General features: G+C 41.7%; 12 protein-coding genes and 1 pseudogene. 9 read left to right on the top strand and 4 right to left on the bottom strand.

Annotated features, from left to right (window positions below; genetic code table 11):
• Positions 1 to 195: 195 nt before the first annotated feature.
• From ACM0OX_RS25840 to ACM0OX_RS25855, 4 genes are all read left to right on the top strand, one after another.
• Complete coding sequence (locus tag ACM0OX_RS25840) at positions 196 to 1,503, top strand: amino acid permease (RefSeq protein WP_414517765.1); 1,308 nt, start codon at positions 196 to 198, stop codon at positions 1,501 to 1,503.
• Between the two features lie 68 nt (positions 1,504 to 1,571).
• Positions 1,572 to 2,117 (top strand): RNA 2'-phosphotransferase, encoded by a 546-nt coding sequence (locus tag ACM0OX_RS25845; RefSeq protein ID WP_414517767.1) that lies wholly within the window; start codon positions 1,572 to 1,574, stop codon positions 2,115 to 2,117.
• 630 nt (positions 2,118 to 2,747) lie between these two features.
• Positions 2,748 to 3,965 (top strand): lipid-A-disaccharide synthase-related protein, encoded by a 1,218-nt coding sequence (locus ACM0OX_RS25850; protein ID WP_414517769.1) that lies wholly within the window; start codon positions 2,748 to 2,750, stop codon positions 3,963 to 3,965.
• A gap of 116 nt (positions 3,966 to 4,081) precedes the next feature.
• Entirely contained in the window at positions 4,082 to 5,818 is a 1,737-nt protein-coding gene (locus ACM0OX_RS25855) for an ABC transporter ATP-binding protein (RefSeq protein WP_414517771.1), read from the top strand.
• Positions 5,819 to 5,949: 131 nt separating this feature from the next.
• On the opposite strand, the gene ACM0OX_RS25860 is transcribed toward ACM0OX_RS25855, so the two are convergent.
• Positions 5,950 to 7,158: a NupC/NupG family nucleoside CNT transporter gene (locus ACM0OX_RS25860; RefSeq protein WP_414517773.1), complete on the bottom strand. Its 1,209-nt coding sequence runs from the start codon at positions 7,156 to 7,158 to the stop codon at positions 5,950 to 5,952.
• A gap of 255 nt (positions 7,159 to 7,413) precedes the next feature.
• Here ACM0OX_RS25860 and ACM0OX_RS25865 point away from each other — a divergent pair, with 255 nt between their 5' ends.
• Together ACM0OX_RS25865 and ACM0OX_RS25870 are read left to right on the top strand one after the other, a co-directional pair.
• Positions 7,414 to 12,888, top strand: coding sequence for an AAA family ATPase (locus ACM0OX_RS25865; RefSeq protein ID WP_414517775.1), 5,475 nt, complete (start codon positions 7,414 to 7,416; stop codon positions 12,886 to 12,888).
• A 174-nt stretch (positions 12,889 to 13,062) separates the two neighbouring features.
• Positions 13,063 to 13,194 carry a hypothetical protein gene (locus ACM0OX_RS25870; protein ID WP_414517777.1) on the top strand — a complete coding sequence of 44 codons (132 nt, stop codon included), beginning with the start codon at positions 13,063 to 13,065 and terminating at the stop codon, positions 13,192 to 13,194.
• A 141-nt stretch (positions 13,195 to 13,335) separates the two neighbouring features.
• Here ACM0OX_RS25870 and ACM0OX_RS25875 read toward each other — a convergent pair.
• Positions 13,336 to 13,705: pseudogene (locus ACM0OX_RS25875) on the bottom strand (amidohydrolase); the annotation flags it as partial.
• Positions 13,706 to 13,786: 81 nt separating this feature from the next.
• Between ACM0OX_RS25875 and ACM0OX_RS25880 the strand changes: the two are divergent.
• The 3 genes from ACM0OX_RS25880 (at position 13,787) to ACM0OX_RS25890 (ending at position 16,013) form a co-directional block, all read left to right on the top strand.
• On the top strand, positions 13,787 to 14,566 hold the full coding sequence (locus tag ACM0OX_RS25880; protein ID WP_414517779.1) for a cysteine hydrolase family protein: 780 nt from the start codon (positions 13,787 to 13,789) through the stop codon (positions 14,564 to 14,566).
• Between the two features lie 320 nt (positions 14,567 to 14,886).
• On the top strand, positions 14,887 to 15,342 hold the full coding sequence (locus tag ACM0OX_RS25885) for a cupin domain-containing protein (RefSeq protein WP_414517780.1): 456 nt from the start codon (positions 14,887 to 14,889) through the stop codon (positions 15,340 to 15,342).
• A 497-nt stretch (positions 15,343 to 15,839) separates the two neighbouring features.
• Positions 15,840 to 16,013, top strand: a complete 174-nt coding sequence (locus ACM0OX_RS25890) for a hypothetical protein (protein WP_414517782.1) — start codon at positions 15,840 to 15,842, stop codon at positions 16,011 to 16,013.
• A gap of 376 nt (positions 16,014 to 16,389) precedes the next feature.
• Here ACM0OX_RS25890 and ACM0OX_RS25895 read toward each other — a convergent pair whose 3' ends face one another.
• Positions 16,390 to 17,472, bottom strand: a complete 1,083-nt coding sequence (locus ACM0OX_RS25895) for a 2-aminoethylphosphonate aminotransferase (RefSeq protein WP_414517784.1) — start codon at positions 17,470 to 17,472, stop codon at positions 16,390 to 16,392.
• Positions 17,473 to 17,535: 63 nt separating this feature from the next.
• Positions 17,536 to 18,696, bottom strand: coding sequence for a phosphonopyruvate decarboxylase (aepY, locus tag ACM0OX_RS25900; protein ID WP_414517785.1), 1,161 nt, complete (start codon positions 18,694 to 18,696; stop codon positions 17,536 to 17,538).
• Positions 18,697 to 18,899: the final 203 nt, after the last annotated feature.

Raw genomic sequence — 18,899 nt, forward strand, 5'->3', positions numbered from 1 at the left:
AATGTTTTTCCTGCGTAATCTATTTCATTAATAAAGTGCTACAAGTGACATTTGTAATCCAAAAATTGTGTTGATAATGAAGTAGCGATCGCTTATCTAGCAAAAAAATCTGCTTGAAAAACCAAGAAAATCAGGGCTTTTACGAACAACATTTACATATGTTAATATTGTTTGGTTTAGGTACGGATATTCAGTATGGTTCCCATAAAGACCGTTCTAAAAAATTCAGAGCCAGTCACTCGGTTGTTTTCTCATCTCGAATTTGATGGCAAAAAACTCAATCATCAACCAGGTAGTGTATTGGGGAGTACTGCATTGATTGCAGGAACTACCGTTGGGGCTGGGATTCTCGCTCTACCAGCCGTTACGCTGCCATCTGGGATTGTACCATCCACATCTGGACTGATTGCAGTTTGGCTCTACGCTCTAGTTTCGGGGTTATTGGTTGCAGAAGTTACCTTAAACACGATGCGAACAGAAGGGCTTTCAAGTATAGGTTTTTTAGGAGTTGTTGAGAAGATCCTTGGTAAAGTGGGAGCGCGAATTGCTGGCGGTGCATATTTATTCATGCACTATGCTCTGTTGGTGGCATACATCACCGAAGGCGGAGAGATTTTAGGAGTGGCGGCGGCAAAAGTCTGGGGTATGCAGATATTGCCGACGTGGATGGGCACAATGGCTTTCACGCTCTTATTTGGTGGCATTATGTATCTTGGGCGAGAAAAATTTATAGAGAAATTAAACAGCGCCTTTGTCGGAATTGTCATTGTTTCCTTCTTAGGACTATTATTTCTGGGAGGAAGGCATATTCAGAGTGCCCAACTATTATTTCAGAACTGGAGTGCCCTTGGTAGTGCCATTTCAGTGATGTCTGTGGCGCTGTTTTTCCAAAACGTTGTGCCGCTGGTTGTGACGCAACTCGAAGGGGATACCCGCAAAATTCGTCAGTCTATTTTTATTGGTTCTGTGATTCCTCTAATTATGTTCTTGGCGTGGAATGCCGTAATTTTAGGAAGCGTCAGTCCCGAGATGCTACATAGCACTTCTGATAGTACAAGTATTTTCGATCCACTACAAATTCTCCGAGGAGGTAGTGCGGGGCAATGGTTAGGAGTGCTAGTATCCATCTTTTCAGAGTTTGCGATCGTCACATCATTCATTGGATTTGTGTACGGGTTGCTGGATTTGTTCAAAGATATTTTCCTGCCTGCACAGTGGCAACTTTCTAGCCGCTTACCCCTCTATTCCCTGGTTCTTTTTCCGCCGATGACTCTCGGAACGCTTAACCCCAGCATCTTTTTTACTGCCCTAGATTACACTGGAACATTTAGTATTTCAGTTCTCGGTGGAATTATTCCGGCGTTAATGAGTTGGAAGCAACGTGAAAACTCAGATAGCACAAATCAACCACTCGTTCCTGGTGGAAAGGTGACACTCATTGCGATCGTTGGAGTGGCATTAGCCATGATAGGAAGACAAATTCTGTCAATTTACACCAAATAAAACCATCAATAAAAATTATATGCTACAAAAAACTATAATTGTAGTATAAACATGCTAACCACAATCAAATGAGTGAGTCTCGACTCGTCAAAATCAGCAAATATCTCAGCAAATATCTGCGACATACACCGGATGCTATTGGCATTAAACTTGCTCCTGGTGGTTGGGTTGCTGTTGATGATTTACTTACCGCTTGTGCTGAAAATAAGTTTCCGATTACCCGCCAGGAATTACAGGTGGTAGTTGAATTAAATGAGAAACAACGCTTTTCTTTTGATTCTACAGGTAATCTTATTCGTGCAAACCAAGGACATAGTGTAAAAGTCGATTTACAATTAGAAGCTGTTGTTCCTCCAGATCGGCTTTATCACGGCACGGGACGCAAATCTGTAGAGTTAATTCTGCAAACAGGACTTTGCAAAATGTCGCGACATCATGTCCATTTATCAAAGGATATAGAAACAGCACAAACTGTTGGTGCAAGGCATGGAAAACCAGTAGTTTTTGCTGTAAATACTGCGGCAATGCATCAGGCAGGTTACATCTTCTATTGTTCGGCTAATGGTGTTTGGTTAGTCGATTGTGTGCCACCTGAGTATCTACAAAAAATTTGAATTTTAACAAAATAGAATATTTAACCGATATTTGCCAAGAAGTTACATAATGCAGAAGTTGCAACAATTAGTGCATATTGGAATTGAAATCAGATCGATAGAACTGCCTTGAAAATAAGGCAGAGGAAGTGTTTCGACTACGCGGCAGTTGAGCGTAGTCGAAACTCAACAACCAGGCAGGAGGCACGAGGAAAAGATATTTTCATTGTTTCTTGTGAGCGCAGCTCATGAAGTCTCTTGCACAAATACAAAATTTGCCCACCCTGCGGGATCTTGCTACATCCCCCAACCCCTTCTCTCATTTTTGGGAGAAGGGGAGCCAATTTAAAAGTCCCTCTCCCAAAAATGGGAGAGGGATTTAGGGTGAGGGCTTTTGATTCATGCAAGAAGTCTAATGTACCCATAGCGCTTGTACTCCTAATACTGTATTCTCTGATAGATTAGCGTTTGCAAAACCAGGAATTAGCAATAATTCCATTCCGGTTTATACCTGAAAAAGTAACTTTGTAGATTTGTCTATAAAATGACAAACTCTCAATAGTAAAAATACTATCAATCTCTTAGCCTACTCACCCAATGTAGGTTAAAAATCTCACCAAACAAGCATTTTAGACCTATCCAAACCCCAAGATGCCTTCTAAGCGAATCTTGTTTATCAGTAACGGCCACGGAGAGGACAACCACACCTCTCATGTAATTCAGACCCTGCGCCAATTGTGTCCTTCGATTGAGATGGCGGCAATGCCAATTGTGGGTGAAGGAAAAGCTTACCGCAGCTTGGACATTCCCATTATTGGGCCCACACAAATAATGCCCTCTGGCGGATTCTTTTACATGAAGCGCCTCTATTTGCTCAAAGATTTTCAATCGGGATTGATTGGCTTAACGTGGCAACAATTACAAGCGGTGTTGCAGTATGCTCCCAACTGCGATTTAATTATGTCTACTGGGGATTTTGTCTCCCAGACATTTGCTTACTTAACAAAGCGTCCCTTCGTTTCATTTATCTCTTGTCTTTCTGCCCTCTATGAAGGGCGATTGCGTATCAATCCACTGCTGTGGCACGACCTTAATTCTTCTCGATGTCTGACAGTTTTCACCAGAGATTCCTATACGGCTTTCGATCTCCAACGGCAAGGTATAGCTAAGGCTCAGTTTGGTGGAATTCCGGCTTTAGATCGCCTTGTCCCCACTGGCAAAGACTTGTACCTAAAACCGGACGTTCCTGCGATCGCACTTTTACCAGGATCGCGGATGCCGGAAGCCGCGCGAAATTTCTGTTTGCAGTTGCAACTGGTGATAGAAATCGCCAAGGTGATGCCTGAGCCAGGATTCCAGTTTCGTGCCGCCTTACTACCAAATTTGATGGCGCAATTAGACGACATTGCTAAAAGTCAAGGTTGGCAACTGAATCAAGGTATACTCACCTATTCTCCTCCAGGAAGTTCTGCTGAGGAATCACCGCTTGTAGAAGTGAGATGTTACTCAGATGCCTTCAGTGATATCGTATATTATTCTAACCTCGTCATTGGTATGGCAGGGTTGGCAGTGGATTTAGCTGTAGCGATCGGCAAACCTATTATCCAGATTCCCGGAGAAGGCCCTCAATTTACCTATCAATTTGCAGAAGCGCAAACGCGACTGTTGGGAATTTCTGCCCAAACTATCGGCACTAAGCCAGCAACCCCTGAGATTCTCAAGCAAGCAGCTAAACGAGTAGTTGAAACTTTACAAGATTCAGACTACCTCGCGAAGTGCAAAGAAAATGGCCCTGAGCGATTTGGCCCACCCGGCGCATCTGAGAGAATTGCCCGCTTTCTACTAAACTCTCTAGGAGAAACTGAGTAGAAATTGCGTCAGAATTCAGGAGTCGGCACGGTTCGGTAACATGATGTGGTAGGCTAACGCCGTAATGCATCTCAATTCTGAATCCTGACTCCTGACTCCTGAATTCTTACTTACTTATGAAAGTCCGCTCTAGTTACTGGCAACTGTTGCCTTATCTCTGGCCCCAATGGCCGCTGTTAATCCGGGGATTGGCTTGTATCTTAGGATTTGTGTTATTTACTCTAGCAGTGCCCTATTTAGCAGGTCAGGTCGCTTTTTATCTTGGCCAGGGAAATGTAAACAAGATTGCCTACTGGCTCGGACTAGCCACTTTAGTATTTTTGATTCGAGGGCTTTGTCAATACGGGCAGAATGTCTTTATGATCGCTGCTGCCCTGAACATGGTTTTAAACTTGCGTAAGCGGGTTTATGCTCACCTGCACAAACTTGGATTAGATTACTTTGAAACCACACAGACCGGAGACTTGACTTATCGCCTGACTGAAGATATCGATCGCGTCGGCGAAATTGTGGACAAGTTATCCCATCAGTTTCTTTCCAATTTGTTGCAGTTAATTGCAATTCCCATTTACATGCTCTACCTGAATTGGCCGCTCACTCTTGCGGGTTTGGTTTTGGCTCCTTTAATGGCTTGGTTAATCGGGCAATTTGGTCAGCGATTACTCGTGCTATCTCGCCAGAGCCAAAATCAGGTTTCCAATTTGTCGGCGATGCTAACTGAAGTATTTAGTGGGATTCGCGTCGTTCAAGCTTTTGCAGCCCAAGAATATGAGGTGAAGCGATTCAATAAAGAAGCAGAAATCAATCGCCAAGCTAAGTATCGCGCTCTACAACTCAAATCCATTCAGTTTCCCGTTGTCGGTTTTTTGGAAGCAGTTAGTATTATGCTGCTGTTTTTATTGGGAGGATGGCAGATTTCTCAGAATCAGCTGACTGCTCAAGGGTTTATCAGTTTCTTGGCTGCTGTGGCTTTACTGATTCAGCCAATCGACCTGATGATTAGCAATTACAACGAGTACAAACAGACCGAAGCTTCTGTTGAACGCATCTTTGAACTGATGGCGAAGGAACCTAGTATCAGCGAAAAATCGAATGCTCAGGCAATGCCACGAGTTATGGGCAAGGTAGAGTATCGTCATGTCGATTTCGCCTACAATCCCGACCAGCCAGTGCTAAAGGATCTCTGCCTAGATGCTTCTCCTGGTGATGTGATTGCCTTGGTTGGTTCTTCTGGAGCCGGTAAATCGACGTTAATCAACCTTTTACTTCGCTTCTATGACCCTCAAAGGGGTCAAATTCTGGTTGACGATCTTGATATTCGTGATGTCACACTCACCAGCTTGCGCCATCAAATTGGCATTGTTCCCCAAGATGTTACCCTTTTTTCGGGAACGATCGCTGAAAATATCGGTTACGGTCAAGAAGAATTAGATTTGGCAGCGATTCAAGAAGCAGCCAAGATTGCCAACGCTCACTCCTTTATCACCCAGTTTTCACAGGGTTATCAGACTTGGGTGGGAGAGCGTGGAGTTAACCTATCGGGAGGACAACGCCAAAGATTAGCGATCGCCAGAGCAGTTGCCAACGATCCTCGAATTCTCATCCTGGATGAGGCCACCTCTGCCCTCGATTCTGAATCAGAAGCACTAGTTCAAGAAGCACTAGAACGAGTGATGCAAAATCGTACCGTATTTATTATTGCCCATCGCTTGAGCAGCGTTCGTCGAGCTGACTGCATTCTCGTCATCGAACAAGGAGAGGTGGTTGAAGCTGGTACTCACACCTCCCTGTTGTCTCAAGAAGGACGGTATGCCCGTTTTTACGCCCAACAGTTCTACTCTACAGATGAGTAGTAGTCTGTCAATAAATAAATGAGTAATGAGTAATGAGTAATGAGTAATACCCATTATTTATTACTTATTACTCATTACTTCAAAATTAAAGACAGTTGGAGTCGGCGATTTATCGCATCTCTCTAACTTTTTCAAATCAACACCCCAGCAATACAAGCGGTGATAAAACCCGCTAACAATCCGCCAATCATTGACCTTACACCCATGCGAGCTAAGTCATGCTGGCGATTAGGTGCTATCCCCGCAATGCCGCCAATGGTAATACCAATTGAACCGATATTTGCAAAATTACATAATGCGTAAGTTGTAATAATTACTGCCCGTTGAGAGATTTTTCCACTTTCAATTAGTGCTTTTAAATCCAAAAAAGCAATAAACTCATTCAAAATTGTTTTTGTACCCAATAAAGCCCCAACTTGCCGACAATCAGCCCAAGGTATGCCCATTAGCCACGCCACGGGAGCCATAAGAAAAGACAAAATCCACTGTAATGAGAGTTGCTGTAAGCCCACAAATGCCCCTAACCATCCCAAAAGTGCATTCAGGGCAGCCAATAACCCTAAAAAGGCGATAATCATCACCCCAACATTAACTGCTAGCTTCACGCCGTCAATTGCTCCGGTGGTAGCAGCATCAATTACATTGACATAATTGGTTTCTATATATGCTTTTGCTTTACCAGCCGTCTCTGATACTTCTGTTTCTGGGTAAAGTAATTTTGATACCACCAACGAAGTGGGAGCAGTCATAAAGAAAGCAGCAATCAGGTGTTCTGCTGGGATGCCAAAGGAAAGATATGCTCCTAGTACTCCCGCCGCAATTGTGGCAAAACCACCCGTCATCACGGCATGGAGTTCCGATTGCGTCATATTCGCTATATAAGGTTTAACCATCAGCGCCGACTCTGTTGGCCCCAAAAAGATGTTACCTGCACAGGATAAAGATTCAGAACCCGACGTTTTCATCGTTTTCATCATTACCCACGCCATCACATTTACGACTCGTTGTAAAATGCCGTAGTAATACAAGACACTGATGAAGGCAGAGAAAAAGATAATTGTCGGCAGCACTTGGAAGGCAAAGAAATGATCCTTAAAATTTTCTCCAAAGACAAATTTTGCACCAACATCAGAAAATGCTAAAAATTGGCCGACAATATCCCCCAGAGATTTAAACACAGTTAAACCCCAAGCAGTTTTAAGAATCACAAGTGCAAACAAAAATTCCAATCCCAAACCCCATACGACTATGCGCCAACGCACTGCACGACGATTAACAGAGAAGGCGTAGGATATACTGAGAAAAACTAAAATTCCCAACGCAGAGATGGCGCGTTCCATGTTTACTCCCGGAAAGTATTGCTAAGGCACTTAGTCACAGAGCATACACAAAATCTGCCTTTTTTTGTGGTTTTGTAGCCAATTACTAAAGTTTTAATGCTGTAAATAAGAATTTAGCGATGTCTACGACGGGCTACGCCTACGCACATTCATATCTTGTTACAAAATTGCCTTCCCAAACCTTAAGCACATTTGTATTAATAGGAACAATCAATGTAAATAAGAAAAAATTAACCTTGGAGGGAAAAGAAAACTATGGTGGCACTGATCGGTTATCAAATACATGAGCTAATTTATTCGGGATCTAAAACCCTAGTGCATCGCGGTATTAGAGAATCAGATAAAAAGCCAGTAGTAATTAAACTGTTGCGGCGTGAGTATCCGACATTTTATGAACTCGTGCGGTTCCGCAATCAGTACACCATTGCGAAAAATCTAGATATTGATGGAATTATCAAAACTTATAGCCTGGAGAACTATCAAAACAGCTATGCCTTAGTCATGGAAGACTTGGGTGGTATTTCTCTCCAAGAAGAGATGGCTGGGTGGGGAGATAAGGGGATGGGGAAAACTGCTGATGGGTTGCAGACATTTTTTCACATTGCTTTGCAAATTGTCTCAATTCTTGATGGACTGTATCACAATCGGGTGATTCATAAAGACATCAAACCCGCCAACATTTTGATTAACCCTACCACAAAAGATATAAGACTGATCGATTTTAGTCTCGCCTCTTTACTTTCTAGAGAAACACAAACTCTGACTAATCCAAATATTTTGGAAGGGACATTAGCATACCTTTCTCCCGAACAAACTGGACGAATGAACCGGGGAATTGACTATCGCAGCGACTTTTATTCCTTGGGTGTCACCTTTTTTGAACTGCTTACCGGAGAGTTACCTTTCAAATATGATGAACCGATGGAGTTGGTGTATTGTCATTTGGCAAAGCTTCCTCCACAGGTACATAGTCTCAATCCCAACATTCCGCCAACTGTGTCTGAAATCATTGGCAAACTGATGGCAAAAAACGCCGAAGATAGGTATCAGAGTGCATTGGGGTTGAAGTATGACTTAGAAATTTGTTGGCGTCAGTGGCGAGAAACTGGCAAGATTGATGTCTTTGAATTAGGAGTGCGAGATATTTGCGATCGCTTCATCATCCCAGAAAAGCTCTATGGTCGGCAAGCAGAAGTAGAAAACTTACTCGCAGCATTTGATAGAGTAGCTAACCCCCCTGAATCCCCTCTTGGTAAGGGGGGACTAAGGGGGGTAGAAATGATTTTAGTAGCAGGTTTCTCTGGTATTGGTAAAACTGCCGTTGTTAACGAAGTCCATAAACCCATTGTGCGACAACGGGGTTATTTTATCAAAGGAAAATATGACCAATTCCAACGCAACATTCCCTTGGGAGCTTTTGTCCAAGCATTTCGAGATTTAATGAGGCAATTACTTAGTGAAACTGATGCTCAACTTGAACAATGGAAAGTCGCAATTCTCAAAGCTTTAGGTGAAAATGCTCAGGTAATTATCGAAGTTATTCCCGAACTAGAAAAAATTATTGGGCAACAACCGCCAGTCTCCGAACTTTCCGGGACTGCTGGACAAAATCGTTTCAATTTACTATTTCAGAAATTTATCCAAGTTTTCACAACCAAAGAGCATCCTTTAGTGATGTTCCTCGATGATTTGCAATGGGCAGATTCAGCATCTTTGAAGTTGATACAATTGCTGATGAGTGAAGCTGAAATTCACTATATGTTAGTTATTGGTACTTATCGCGATAATGAAGTTTATCCAGGACATCCGTTAATATTGACATTAGAAGAAATTCATAAATATAGAGATTGTCTTAATACTATTACGTTAGAAAATCTTAATCGCACAGATGTCAATCATCTAATTAATGATACTCTTAAATGTAACCTATCAATTACCCAAAGCCTCACAGATTTAATATATCAAAAAACGCAAGGAAACCCCTTATTCACTAATCAATTCCTCAAATTACTGCACGAATATAAGTTAATTAACTATAACTTTGATATGGGTCATTGGCAATGTGATATTGCTCAGATTAGAGCATTAACATTTACTAATGATTTGGTAGAGTTTATGGTGCTTCAGTTGCAGAAGTTACCAGAAGCAACTCAAAAAGTTTTGCAGCTTGCAGCTTCTATTGATAATCAGTTTGACTTAGCAACTCTCGCAATTGTCCATGAAAAATCTCTATCAGAGACAGCAGCAGACCTATGGAAAGCTTTGCAAGAAGGTTTGGTCATTCCCACAACTGAAGTTTACAAGTTTTATCAACAGGAATTGGAAGAATCTATAATTACTTCTGATTCTTCGATGCTCAATTCTACTTCCTGTTCATATAAGTTTTTGCACGATCGGGTTCAACAAGCTGCTTATTCTCTAATTCCTGAAGACCAAAAACAGACAGTAAATCTCAAAATTGGGCGATTAATGTTGAGAAATATCTCGCTTGAAGAACGCGAAGAAAATTTGTTTAAATTAGTCAATCAGTTAAACCTAGGAGCTGAATTAATTACTCAATCAGAGGAACGAGAAGAACTGGCAAAATTAAACCTAACCGCAAGTCATAAAGCCAAAATTTCGACTGCTTATGAAGCCGCTGTAGAATACACAAATTTTGGGATTAAGTTACTCACAGAAGATTGTTGGCAATATCAGTATGAGTTGGCATTAACACTATACTCAACCTCTGCCGAAGTCGCCCATCTTAACGGTGATTTTGAACAGACGGAACAATGTATACAAGTAATATTACAACATGGCAAAACACCGATCGATCAAGTCAAAGCCTACGAAGTCAGAATCTTATCTCAGGTAGCACAAAACAGAATGTGGGAAGCTATAAAAACGGGACTCCATGTTCTTAAAATATTGGGAATAGAACTGCCCGAACAGCCAACACCAGAAGATATTAACCGTGGACTAGAGGAGACACAATTAGCTTTAGATGGTAAATCTATTGAAGGGTTACTAGAGTTAAAATTAATGACTGAGCCAGATAAGTTAGCAGCCATGAATATTTTGACAAATATTGCTGCTGCTGCTTATCTAGTTATCCCAAAACTCTATCCTTTAATATTATTTAAACAGGTTAATTTATCCCTCAATTATGGAAATACTGCTAATTCGCTTTATGGATATTCATCTTATGGGCTGATTCTTGGCGGGATTGTAGGAGATGTTGATTCAGGTTATCAATTCGGTCAACTAAGTCTAAAACTATTAGATAAATTAAATGCTAAAGAATTCATTGCTAAAACATATATGGTTGTTTATGGCTGTTTGAATCATTGGAAGAAGCATCTTAATGAACTTTTACTTCCTATACAATCAGCTTATTATAGCGGGGTAGAAACAGGAGATTTAGAATTTGCAGGTTACTGTGCATGTAATTATTCTTTGAGTTCATATTTTGCTGGTAAAGAATTATCTTCTCTAGCACAGGAAATAAGAAATTATAGTCAAGGACTCGCACAAATTCGTCAAGAACCATCCTTACATAAAAATGAACTCTATCGGCAAGTAGTGCTTAACTTACTCTCAAAAAATGAAAACCCTTGCCGCTTAATCGGTGATGCTTACAATGAAGAAACCATGTTGCCACTTCATCTCCAAGGCAACGATCAAACTATGATTTGTTCGTTGTATTTTAATAAATTGGTTCTTTGTTATTTATTTGCTGACTATACTCATGCTATTGAAAATGCTGATTTAGTACAGAATTATTTAGAAAGTCTTCTTGGAAGTATTATCCTTGCTCTATTTCATTTCTATGATTCTCTGAGCCAATTAGCCGTATATTATGAGGCTTCTGAAGATAAGCAAGTATTAATTCTCAAAAGGGTTACAGCCAATCAGGAAAAAATCCAGAACTGGGCGCATCATGCGCCGATGAATCATTTACATAAGTTTTATTTAGTGGAGGCTGAACGCGATCGCATTCTTGGCGAATATATCCAAGCAATGGAAATGTACGATCGCGCCATTCAAGGAGCCAAAGAAAACGAATATATCCAAGAAGAAGCTCTCGCTCACGAACTCGCCGCCAAATTTTATTTGGAATGGGGTAAAGAGCAAATTGCCCAAACTTATCTAACAAACGCTTACTACTGCTATGTTCGTTGGGGCGCTAAAGCCAAAGTTTATAATTTAGAAAAACGTTATCCTCAATTACTTGCCCCAATTCTTCAATCGGAAACAATTCGCCTCAATTCCACAGAAATAGCATCTACTCTCCATAATAAAATGCCTCTGTCTAGTTTTAATGCTGGTGCAACAATTTCATCTAGTAGCACCAGCATTTCCGAAGCTTTAGATTTAGCAAGTGTTCTCAAAGCCTCTCAAGCACTATCTAGCGAAATTCATTTAGAGAAGTTGTTTTCTACATTAATGCAAGTGGTGATGGAAAATACCGGAGCCAAAAAATCTGCTTTAATTTTACTCAAGGATAATATTTGGACGATCGAAGCAATTGCAACATTCCAAAAAGTGCCAACTATTCTGCAATCTATTCCCATTGAGTTTAGCCAAGATATCCCTCTAACTGCAATTAACTATGTCAAACGCACTTTAGAAACATTGGTAGTTGATGATGCAACTGCGAACAATTCCTTCATTTCTGACTCCTACATTATCCGACAACAACCCAAGAGTTTGCTATGTACCCCCATTCTCCATCAAGGGAAGTTAATCGGCATCCTTTACTTAGAAAATAATCTCATTGCTGGAGTCTTTACCCATGATAGACTCCAAGTAATAAATCTATTGTGTTCGCAAGCTGCCATATCTTTAGAAAATGCTTCTCTTTATCAGCGATCGCAAGAGAATTCCCAACAATTAGAACACTCACTTACAGATTTAAAACAAATGCAACTACAACTGGTACAAAGTGAGAAAATGTCAGCATTAGGTAATTTAGTTGCAGGTGTAGCCCACGAAATCAACAATCCTGTAGGCTTTATTGCAGGTAATATTCAACCTGCTGTTGATTTGGTTGAAGATTTGTTTCACCTCATCGAGCTTTATCAGGAAAAGTTTCCAAATCCGGGTGTAGAAATTGAAGAAGAAATTGCCGAAATTGACCTAGAATATATCCGAGAAGATTTGCCAAAAATGATTTCTTCGATGAAACTAGGTATTGACCGAATTCGGAGTATTAGCAACAGTTTGCGAATCTTTTCTAGGGCAGATACAGAAAACAAAGTTGCTTTTAATATTCACGATGGTATCGACAGTGCAATTTTGATTCTGAAGCATCGCTTAAAAGCATCGGAACTACATCCAGAGATTAAAGTTGTGAAAAGATATGGCGATATATCTTTAGTCAAATGTTTTCCTGGGCAACTGAATCAAGTATTTATGAATTTGTTAGCAAATGCCATTGATGCTTTAGAGGAGTCTAATATTGGACATAATTTTCACGAAATTAATAATAAAATTGAGATTAAAACTTGTTTTAGTGAAGACAAACATCAAGTTTTAATTTACATTCAAGATAATGGTATGGGAATGTCTCATGAAGTCAAACAAAAGATTTTTGACCATTTATTTACAACTAAATCTGTCGGTAAAGGTACAGGATTAGGATTAGCGATCGCCCGGCAAATTATTGTAGAAAAACATGGCGGTACTCTAGAGGTTAATTCCGTACAGGGAGAGGGTACAGAATTTGTGATTCAAATTCCGATTTAAAATTACCCCTATTGGCGCGGGTAGCCAAAGCTAAGATGGCTGTCAATGAATAGACTTCTTGCAAAAGTCGGGGTAAAGGGGAAGGGGAAAAGGGGAAAAAAACTCAAAATCCTTTCCCTTTAACCTTTTCCCTTTTCCCTAAGAGTGCAAAAATATATTTTTGCAAGAGGTCTAATGTGTAGAAGTCATTTGGCGCGTGTGCTGCACTCCCTGCACAACCCGAATCTTGCACCTATCGCTAACAGTTTGGGCGACTTTGCAAAGCTTGGTGTGTGTGATGTCATGTCCCATCCTTCGCCACCATAGCTTGTGGTATGATTTGCCAGGTATAGTTTGCAACAATAACTATAGGTTCATCTCTTTGTATACCCGACATAACTTCAGCATAGTTGCTCTAGTCAACATACAAATCGTAAGAACCTGGAGTATTGGAATTTCCACATGGTGCATTGATTTGGCGATCGCTTTTAACTCAAATTCGGGAATTAACACCAGACGATCTATCACACTCGTCCTGCCCGCAAATAAAGTTTCCACCGCAGTACCCAAGGTGTTGAGATAAACCTGTTCGGGATCGAGGGGGCAAAATCATACAGTTTCGCCAACCATAATTCTAAAGAGAACATTTACATAATTCCTCGCTGCCACATCTCCGATCGGTGGGTGTGGGTGTTGAAAAAGCCAGGTAGTAATAAGTGGCAATTACTTGTAGATTGGGTGAAATAGCTATGGTTGAACCATTTACAATCTATACATCTACCTTTGCATAATCATCACTGACGGCAATCAAAACATTCTGGATGGTGAAATTTACCATATTTAACCTTAATTAAGTAATTGTATTTTGACTTGAATTTCAAGTTACAAAATAGAAAATGGTGTTGGGTACTGGAATTTTATGAATCTACCATTACGGACATTGGGAGTTGCACCAAATGCGTGGACAGTGAATGATGCGATCGCAGATATCACTCGTCCTCCAAAGACCCCACAACCCGTTATCTTATCAACAGAAACTAAAACCCTGCGCCTAGATTTGGCAAAGACTGCTATCCTCGTCATTGATATGCAAAACGACTTCTGTCACCCTGATGGTTGGTTAGCGCATATCGGCGTGGACGTAACTCCGGCGCGTCAGCCTATTGAACCTTTGAACAACTTACTTCCCGAACTGCGTGAGGTTGGCGTTCCAGTTATTTGGGTAAATTGGGGGAATCGTCCCGACTTGCTCAATATTAGTGCTAGTTCGCGCCACGTCTATAATCCCACAGGGGAAGGTGTGGGATTGGGCGATCCACTACCAAGGAATGGTGCTAGAGTACTCATGGCAGGTAGTTGGGCAGCGGCAATCGTAGACGAACTAGAACAGATACCCGAAGATATTCGTGTGGATAAATACCGCATGAGTGGGTTTTGGGATACACCTTTAGATAGTATCTTGCGGAATCTGGGAAGGACAACATTATTTTTTGCTGGTGTTAATGCCGATCAATGTGTACTAACCACATTATGTGATGCCAACTTCTTAGGATATGACTGCGTGTTGATTAAAGATTGCACCGCTACCACTTCTCCTGAATATTGTTGGCTGGCGACATTGTATAATGTCAAACAATGCTTCGGTTTTGTCACTGACTCGCAAGGAATTTTAACAGCGCTGCAAAATGGTGAGGAGTGAATCAATTTTGGATTTTGGATTTTGGATTTTGGACTTTAGATTGAACCCATGCATTAATGCTCTTTCTTCCCTACGGGACGCTGCGCGAACGCTCAAGAATTTTAGATTTTAGATTTGTTCTCGCGTTTAAATTCCCTTGCTCTCAGACTTTTTTAAATTTTGGACTTTCCTGCGGAACGCTACGCGTAGCTTGCTTCCCCGGAGGGTTACGGTGTAAGCGTTTAATCCAAAATCTAAAATTTAAAATCTAAAATTTTGTGATTCAGTACTCGGATTTTAGGAATTTTCATGCCCATCGATAACTCAGAGGGGATAAATAAATGTACGCTACTCGTTGTGTAATTCCGGTTATCAAATCTAGCAAAGATTATCCAGTATATCGCATCAGTCCCGACGCCTCTAATCGATTAGCAATTATCTTCGATTCGACAAATGCTAATACTTCTTTGACTTGCTGCATAGAAATTTTTGATGTTGGTGGACAAACACCCCCAAATCGCCATCAGTGGGCAGTGGAAATGTTTTTCGTCCTCAAAGGGGAAGCGATCGCTATATGTGATGGCAAGAGTGCCACGATCAAAGCTGGAGATAGTTTATTAGTGCCTCCCACTGGTACTCATTTGATTAAAAATACTGGTTCTACTCGCTTGTACACGTTGACTGTGATGATTCCCAATGAAGACTTTTCGGAATTGATTCGCAGTGGGATTCCGGCGGAGTTAGATGAAGAAGATATGGCAGTACTAGGGAGATTTGATGCTTTGATGCCTTGTTAAAATAATTTTTATAGCAGTTCTCAGTTGAGTGAGGTACAAAAACCCCACCCCTAACCCACTCCCCGCAAGCGATAAGCAGGGTGGTTTCATACAACGAGAGAAAAACTAAAACTGGGTTTCAAAGCCTCTCCCCCCGTGGGGGCTACGGTGTACACACATCTTTGTATAAAACCAAAATCGTTGAAGATCCCCCTAAATCCCCCGATAAATTGGGGGACTTTGACTCTGGTTCCCCCTTTTTTAAGGGGGGTTAGGGGGGATCTAAACGCTGGGAGGCAACTCTCAAAGACTTGTGTATACACAAGTCCTAAAAACCTAGCTTGATAAGACTTTCCTCGTTCCCAGTCTCCGGCTGGGAATGCATTCATTGAGTCTCTGACTCAATGCCAGATTGGAGGCTCTGCCTAGGGTGTTGACTTTGATGAGATTTACCCATTTTTTTTTCATACAGTTTTGGTGTCATCATCGGTGAACCAAATTTGCAGGAGTAATGAGTAATGAGTAAAATGAGCGTCGTTTCAATCCAATTGGAATACGCGATCGCCTCATGGCAAGACTTACCCACCAAGGGCAGAGTTGAAATGCTGCGCCTTTTAGCAGACGAGAACTTTAACAACCAAATTGTTCGGGGTATTCTTCGACGAAAATCTGAGATTGATATTGTTAGATAGGACTTACGCACGGGTAACGGAAAACGAACCACAGAGGGCGCAGAGTTCACGGAGGAATGAGAGTTTGAGAGGGTTTTTGCGTAAGTCCTATTAGAGTTCAGGATGTAGGTTTGTCCAAAACTGACGATCGAGTCATTCTGGAATGGGCGGCGCAACAGGGTCGGGTTCTATGAACTCATGATGTAGAAACAATAACTCGATATGTTTACGAGCGTGTACAGGCAGGGTTAGAAATGCCAGGGGTATTTGAGATTAGTCGCAGTGTCTCAGTGGGATTGGCAATTGAAGACATATTGTTGATCGCGGAGGGAAGTTTTGAGGGCGAATGGGAAGGACAAATGCAATATCTCCCTCTTCGTTAAAGTCTCAGCGCGGTTTAAATAATTTGTTTAACAACACCAACAAAGCGTTCCATGTCAGCTTGGGTAATAGCTCCCATTGTTGATACTCTGAAGATTGATTGAGCTAAATTTCCCTGTCCAGAATAAATTATATAATCTCGCGCTTTTAGTTGGTCGTGAAATTCTTCATAGCTGAAACCGTTTGGTAAGTGGTAGGCATTCAAGACAACGGATGAACTGCCAAGAGGAAGTAGGGGTTTAATTCCGATTGAGGCTAACCCGTCTCTGACTAAGGTGGCAAGTTGGTTGTAATGGCTATGTCTGGCACGCCAACCCCCGGCTTCTGCCATTTCTTGCAAAGCTTCTGTTAAGGCATAAAATGTCTGTACTGATTGCGTAAAAGGTGTGCCACCTCGTTCTTGCTGCTGGTAATAGGTTGCTAAATCTAAATATAAGGTGCGGGGAATGGTGTCTACTGACGGCAGTGCATCCCGTTGCAGGATGACAAAGGACACTCCAGGGACACCATGCAGACATTTATTGGCTGTCGCAGCGCAAGCAGTGATTCCCCAATCTACAAAATTTAATTCTTCAGCACCAAAGCTGCTGACTGCATCTACTAATAGTTTGATGCGGCGTTCTTGGCAAATTAAGGCAAGTTCCGCCAAATTATTTAGCCGACCGGTAGTAGTTTCGTGATGGACGACAGCAAGGTGGGTAATGTCGGTGTTTTCATCCAGGAGTTTGACTAAAGCCTTGATATCTATTTCGCCATCCCAAGGATGGGAAAGTGTGATGTAACTAATGCCGTGGATTTTGGCAATTTTGGAAAGTCGTTCGCCATATACACCGTTTTCAATTACCAGTAATTTCCCATCTGTAGGTACTAGACTGCTAATCATCGCTTCCATCGCGGCGGTTCCAGAACCGGTGAGAAGAACTGCTGCCCAGCCGTTTCCAAGACCATAAACTTGAAGTAGCTGTTCGCGGATTCTGCTTTGAAGTTGGGAAAATTCCACTTCGCGATGACACAAATCGGGACGCAACAGGGCATTTCTGACGCGATCGCTTAAATTGACGGGGCCGGGATTTAGTAAAATCATTTTGTCATTTGTCATTGGGCATTAATAAATTGAGAGTTTGTACTTTGAATTTATTAATTACGAATTACGAATTACGAATTACGAATTACCAATGTGTTTCATGAAGCGTTGCAAAACTGCTTCCGGGGTGAGGTTAGGTCGAGGTAGCTTTTCTAAAGTTCCGGGACGAATTTTCAGATGAGCGAATTTAGGTCTAGTGTTAGCATCGGCGGTAAATAAGGCATCTAAAAGCGAAGGGTCGTCTCCAGCTAATATAACGCCGTAACCACAGGCTTCCGCAATCTTGGCAAAAGATATACCCGCAGAAACAGTGGCTTGTGCGCCTGTGGAATCGTGGACTTCATTATCTAAAAGAATATGGGTCAAGTTAGCACCGCCATAAGTGCCAATAGTCGCAAAATTACCCATTCGCATTAATGCTGCCCCATCGCCATCAATTACTACTACTTTGAGGTCTGGACGTGCTAAGGATAATCCCAATCCCATTGAGGAAGCGCAGCCCATCGATCCAACCATATAAAGATGATTGGCGCTGTCTTTACTCGCGAAGAGTTCGCGTCCCGTATATCCGGTGGTGGCAATTACTACAGTGTTTTCTGGCTCGGTAAGTTCCACAATTCTAGCTAATGCTTCGCTGCGAGAAATGCGTTGTTCTTTGTTGTCCCGAAAAAAGCTTTGCTGAATATGAGCGCTACTACTATTTTCTCGTTCGGGAATAGAAGAACGGGTAAGGGCATGGGGGGCGATCGCTCCTTTACGCATAATTAAAGCATAAGGACAGCGCTCTTGTTGCATATAGGCTGTGGCTCTTTGCAAAACGGGTTCTATTTGTGCTGCATCTGTGGGAAAAAATTCCCAAGGTATGGTCATTGTTTGCAACAATTTCTCTGTGATTTGCCCCATTAATTGATGTTGCGGTTCATCTTGCAAATTGCGATCGCCTCGTAGGGTACAAATCAGCAACAGTGGAATCCGAAAGATATAAGTGAGGGAGGTTAGCGGGTTAACTGCATTCCCCAAACCAGAGTTTTGCATCATCACCACAGCAGGTTTACCAGCAATTGCGGCTCCAGCTGCGATCGCTACAGCATCTCCCTCATTGGCTGCGGAGATATATTTAAGTTGAACGTCATTGATGACGTAGTTAATAAAAGGTGTGAGAAAAGAACAGGGTACGCCAGTGTACCACTCAAAGCCAAGATGACGCGCAGCTTCTACAAATTCCTCTGCTTGGATCATAATTAAAAATTTACAACAATTTTCAGGGATTTAGACGATTGAAATGGGTAATGGGAACTCGGGAGTAAGGAGGAAAGATTATTACTTCGACTTTAGAAAGCCAAACTTGAGCTTCAGAACTCAAAACTTTAACCTCAAAGCTTCGTCAATGAACCTCAGAGCTTCGTCAATGAACCTCAGAGCTTCGCCGATGAACCTCAGAG

Origin of the sequence: Nostoc sp. PCC 9305 (assembly GCF_963920915.1) — a bacterium.
Classification (GTDB): Bacteria; Cyanobacteriota; Cyanobacteriia; order Cyanobacteriales; family Nostocaceae; genus Nostoc.

Coding starts and splice junctions, on each gene's coding strand:
- ACM0OX_RS25840 (WP_414517765.1), top strand. CDS start 196: ATGGTTCCCATAAAGACCGTTCTAAAAAATTCAGAGCCAGTCACTCGG.
- ACM0OX_RS25845 (WP_414517767.1), top strand. CDS start 1,572: ATGAGTGAGTCTCGACTCGTCAAAATCAGCAAATATCTCAGCAAATAT.
- ACM0OX_RS25850 (WP_414517769.1), top strand. CDS start 2,748: ATGCCTTCTAAGCGAATCTTGTTTATCAGTAACGGCCACGGAGAGGAC.
- ACM0OX_RS25855 (WP_414517771.1), top strand. CDS start 4,082: ATGAAAGTCCGCTCTAGTTACTGGCAACTGTTGCCTTATCTCTGGCCC.
- ACM0OX_RS25860 (WP_414517773.1), bottom strand. CDS start 7,158: ATGGAACGCGCCATCTCTGCGTTGGGAATTTTAGTTTTTCTCAGTATA.
- ACM0OX_RS25865 (WP_414517775.1), top strand. CDS start 7,414: ATGGTGGCACTGATCGGTTATCAAATACATGAGCTAATTTATTCGGGA.
- ACM0OX_RS25870 (WP_414517777.1), top strand. CDS start 13,063: ATGTGTAGAAGTCATTTGGCGCGTGTGCTGCACTCCCTGCACAACCCG.
- ACM0OX_RS25880 (WP_414517779.1), top strand. CDS start 13,787: ATGAATCTACCATTACGGACATTGGGAGTTGCACCAAATGCGTGGACA.
- ACM0OX_RS25885 (WP_414517780.1), top strand. CDS start 14,887: ATGTACGCTACTCGTTGTGTAATTCCGGTTATCAAATCTAGCAAAGAT.
- ACM0OX_RS25890 (WP_414517782.1), top strand. CDS start 15,840: ATGAGTAAAATGAGCGTCGTTTCAATCCAATTGGAATACGCGATCGCC.
- ACM0OX_RS25895 (WP_414517784.1), bottom strand. CDS start 17,472: ATGACAAATGACAAAATGATTTTACTAAATCCCGGCCCCGTCAATTTA.
- aepY (WP_414517785.1), bottom strand. CDS start 18,696: ATGATCCAAGCAGAGGAATTTGTAGAAGCTGCGCGTCATCTTGGCTTT.